Consider the following 4,311-nt stretch of genomic DNA (forward strand, 5'->3'; position numbering starts at 1 on the left):
CACCAAGGGCGTAATGGACGCCATAGGTGCGCTCGAGATGGGCGATCAGGCAATAATAGGAGGTGGTGGCAAAGGGATTTCCCCCGATTAACAACGGATGGAAGCTGAACGCCACCCGTAGTTTTTCATTTTTAAAGAATTCCGAGACCTTGCCAAAAACGGTGCGGAATCCACCCAGACGGATCAAGTCAGGCGCGGATTTGAACAAGGTCGAAAGCTCATGAAATGGTTGGTCGACCAGTTTGGTGAAGGCCTCATCATAAATGGCCTCACTGGCCTTCATATAGCGATCAAAACCTGCAAGGTCGTCCGGCTCAAAGCGGGCAATCTGCGCGCGCATCGCATCAAGATCAGCGGTCGCCTCAAAAACCGTCCCATCATCAAAGCGGATTTTGTAAAACGGGTCGATGCTGCGCAACTGCACGTGGTCCGACAGGGTCTTGCCGCAAATGTCCCACAATTCCTCGAAGATGAACGGCGCCGTGATGATGGTTGGACCGGCATCAAAGGTGAAGCCATCTTGACGGTAGACATAGCCGCGGCCACCGGGACCATCGAGCTTTTCATAGACGCTGACGCGATAGCCTTTTGCCCCTAAACGGATGGCAGCTGCTAAGCCCCCAAAGCCGGCACCAATAACGATGGCATGTGGGCGGTTATCGGCGCGGGCCGAGGCGAAATCTGAGGGTCGTGTTGTAAAGTTCATTGGACAATTAAACCCTCAATTTGCATGGACGCAAGGCCTAGATCATCCAGAAGGGATGGAAACTCAAGGACCTGCACAGACCCTTCCGCAAACGGGGTACCAAATGACGCACGGCAAATCATAGACTACTCCCGTTTACCTCGAGGTGGGATAGAATTAGTTCGAAGCCTGCGTGAGAACAGCCAGCAGCGCAGCAGCGACAGCCTCTGGGCTTTCTTCATGCGCCAAATGACCCAAGTCCGGCAGATTGATGAATCGGGCCTGTGGCACGTGTTGGCACAAATCAACCGCGCTGGCCGGCGGCACCGCCGCGTCTTTTGAACCGCAGAAGAGATAGAGCGGCATCTGAAGGCCCGCCATGTTTTTGACCAGTGGAGCAAGATTCCAATTGGCCATCATGCCGAGCATGCCTGCGACATGGCCGGGCGCTGTAAACAAATCCCGATATCGCGCCATCATGTCCTCAGGAATGACCGATCCCGTGCTACGCATCAGCTTCTCAATCCGACGGCGATCTTTTGCCCCTTCCGCGACCGCATAAATGGTGATCGGGTTGAGGGCAAGAACGTGGGCGACCACTGGAAAAATGAGGGCTGCAAGGCCCTTAAAGGGCTGGAACGCGCCATTAATGGCCAAAATCGCCTGCGGGCGGATATAGCCGTCCAGCGCCATTTGCACCGCGATCGCGGCCCCTGCCGAATGCCCAATAACAAAGGCAGGCTCAACATCCAAGGCTGTCAGTAAATCGCGCAAGAGGCGGGCCATACCGGGTAGCGATTGGCCGGATTCAGGGGGCGTTTGGGTAAAGCCATGCCCGGGCAAGTCTGGCATGATCAACGTATAATGCGCCGCCAGCATGGGCGCGATACCAGCCCACGAGTGACATGACGAACCGGTACCATGCAATAAGAGAAGTGGCGGCCCTTCACCGATCGTCTGCAAGTGCCACTTCTGATCGCCAACCTGGATGAAGCGACTGCTTTGGCGATTGGGCCAGTTTACCCCCTCTCGGCTCCATTTAGGCTTCCGATACATCAGTCGAGGTCCAAGCAAATCAAGTGGAATTCACGGCGTAGGTCAGAGGTTTGCTTTCTAGGTGTTTCGATCATGTCCACAGCGTGGTCACGTGTAATTCGCGTCACCGCGATTCTCGAATGTTCCACTACTATCACCCCCGAGACGACATAAAACACCCTTGTGACGCTATACTGCCAGAGACAAGCGCACCAGAGTTGCCACCTGACAAGATTGTTACCGAAGGCAGGCAAAAGCCGTTCCGGCGGGTCTTGGGAGAAAGAACAGCATGAGACGGCAAGGTTTACAATGGAAGTTTCACCCGCAACGGGACCTTCTGCTCGCCGAAGCTCACGCCCGGCCCTCTACCCCCGTTCAAGCGCCGCATCTCGCTTCACGTATCGCCACCATGTCGGGCGAAGGCGGTGTCAGTGCCGACCGTGCGCATATGGCCGCCCTTTGCCGGAAAATTGGCACGTCGGAGCCCGGGCCAGAAGCACGCTGGTGCGTGGTGGATGGCGGAACCTGGCGGCTGCGGTGGGAACGCCACACGGAAATATCGACCTGGACGGTGTTTCGCGACAGCCCAGCAACCCCGGACTTTATGTTCGAGGCCACAGCCCTCGATCTCCTGCCGCAAGACTGGCTGGCTGGCTTGCCCGGTGAGGTTTTGGGCGCGGCCCATGTTGTGCTGTCCACATTGGCACCGGAGCATTTGCCTTTTGCCGATAGTGATATCATTGCCGCGCGGGTAGCAAATGGCTCCATCGATGTCTTCAGTGACTTTCGCCCGGGTCCTGATTCCTTCACGCGCTTTGTCATGGTGCAGTCTGACCCCAATCCCGTGACCGCAGGACGAGTCTTGCAGCAATTGTTTGAGATTGAGACCTATCGCTTGCTGGCGCTCTTGGCCTTCCCACTGGCCAACTCAACCTCTGCCACCTTGGCGCGCTTTGAAGCCGAAGCGGCGGCCTCAGCCATGCAAGTTGCCGATGAAGGTGGCGTGGAAGCCGACCGAAATCTCTTGTCCCGCCTCGCCGCTTTGGCCGGGGAAGCCGAAGCCATGGTTGGGGCGACCACCTACCGGTTTGCTGCCGCCCGCGCTTATGAGGGGCTGGTGCAAGAGCGGATCGGACAATTGCGCGAACAAGCCATTGATGGCCGCCCGACCATTGCTGACTTCATGGAACGCCGACTAGCGCCCGCCATGCGGACCTGTGTGGCCGTGGGCGACCGCCAACGCGATGTCATTGAACGCATCGCCCGCACAACTCAGATGCTCAACACGCGCGTCGAGGTGGCGTCTGAAGCAATCAATGTCGGCCTTTTGGCCTCCATGGATCGACGCAGCCAAGAACAATTGCGCCTGCAACAAACCGTGGAGGGCCTCTCGGTCGCCGCCATCTCTTATTATTCTTTGGGATTGATCCATTTCGCGATGGAAGGCCTCTCCGAAACAATTTTCCACTTCAATGCCAAGGCGGCGACCGGGCTTTCCGCTCCCTTTGTGGTGCTGGGGGTTTGGTTCATTCTGAGGCAATTGCGCAAGGATATTTCAGGCGAGAAGTAGGGGCCCATCCCTCCCCCCCACGCTGTCATCCCTGCCGGAGCGCCAGCGAAGACCGGGGACCTTGTAGGACTTTGCGACACAAGGTCTAGGACTCGGCTAACGCCGTCCGGGATGACAGCGTTTGAGGTTTTTTCGTCTGGAAGGCTTTGGTGCAGGCTATGCCTGCCCCAAAGGCCAACTTCAATTGTTTTCGGGCGATTTGACGTCTCAAGTCCAGATTTCCTTTGGAAATCTGCCGCGCAGCGGCGCGAAGCGGACTTGACTCTTCAGATCGCCCGATCACGATATTCAAAGCGGTTTGGTGAGACAGAAGGATCACCAAACCGCTTCCAGATCGAAAGCCCAAAAATGGAGCGCGCAACAACAGTTGCGCATGTCAGCGCCTATAGATGCGCAGCTCGTGCTGCGCGCTCCTAGCCACCAACACCTTTAGCCCCGCGTGGAAAACCACCGGGGGTGCGGCTGAGTGAGGGACCGGGGCGCGTGGTATGCGCCAAATTAGGTGGGCCAGATTAACGGACTGGCCCGGAATACGACGCAAACCGTGCGCCCCGGCTGAATAAGTGTGTGTGCTCGGGGTGGGTAACGAGGCCACCTTGTGGTGTAGTTCTTCCCCCGCCTAGTACGTAAAGGCCTCATCCTAGAAGCGCGTGCTTCTAAAAATACATAAGGCTTCCCCAAGGTGTCTCAAAGGCATCGCCTAAGTTCTTGACCAAGGGCTTCACACGGCAGTCGGGCACAAGCACACTCGGGCATCAGGACAGCTAATCCCAATGAAACACGAGGTCGCCACTTCAACCTCGATTAATCCCGCTTACCATCCCCAACCGGTGTCGCCGCTGCAGCAACAACGCCCTCTCGTTGGAGATGGCCTTAAGTTATGCGGGGTTTGATGGGTGGGGGATAAGTTTTTATTTGTGCGCTCCCCTCTCCCCATGGGAGAGGGGAAGGGGGTGAGGGCTTACGGGCGTAAAAGCTACTTGTTCTGTGCAACTAAAAGCTCGCCAACCCGCCTTATAGA

4 protein-coding genes are annotated in these 4,311 nt (G+C 57.0%); 2 read left to right on the forward strand and 2 right to left on the reverse strand.

Translation table 11 applies throughout. The features are described from left to right. Together crtI and bchO are read right to left on the reverse strand one after the other, a co-directional pair. The coding region (crtI, locus tag ACOVRA_RS04645; protein WP_421719282.1) for a phytoene desaturase family protein at positions 1 to 706 on the reverse strand (706 nt) is incomplete at its 3' end. A gap of 156 nt (positions 707 to 862) precedes the next feature. Further along, on the reverse strand, positions 863 to 1,741 hold the full coding sequence (gene bchO, locus ACOVRA_RS04650; protein WP_290802408.1) for an alpha/beta fold hydrolase BchO: 879 nt from the start codon (positions 1,739 to 1,741) through the stop codon (positions 863 to 865). 268 nt (positions 1,742 to 2,009) lie between these two features. Between bchO and ACOVRA_RS04655 the strand changes: the two genes are divergently transcribed. Both ACOVRA_RS04655 and ACOVRA_RS04660 read left to right on the forward strand, forming a co-directional pair. Continuing rightward, positions 2,010 to 3,290, forward strand: coding sequence for a DUF3422 family protein (locus tag ACOVRA_RS04655; protein ID WP_290802411.1), 1,281 nt, complete (start codon positions 2,010 to 2,012; stop codon positions 3,288 to 3,290). A 121-nt stretch (positions 3,291 to 3,411) separates the two neighbouring features. Further along, positions 3,412 to 3,552: a hypothetical protein gene (locus tag ACOVRA_RS04660; protein ID WP_421719283.1), complete on the forward strand. Its 141-nt coding sequence runs from the start codon at positions 3,412 to 3,414 to the stop codon at positions 3,550 to 3,552. The last annotated feature ends 759 nt before the right edge of the window (positions 3,553 to 4,311 follow it).

The sequence above is a fragment of the Aquidulcibacter sp. genome (assembly GCF_049239865.1).
Lineage (GTDB): Bacteria > Pseudomonadota > Alphaproteobacteria > Caulobacterales > Aquidulcibacteraceae > Aquidulcibacter.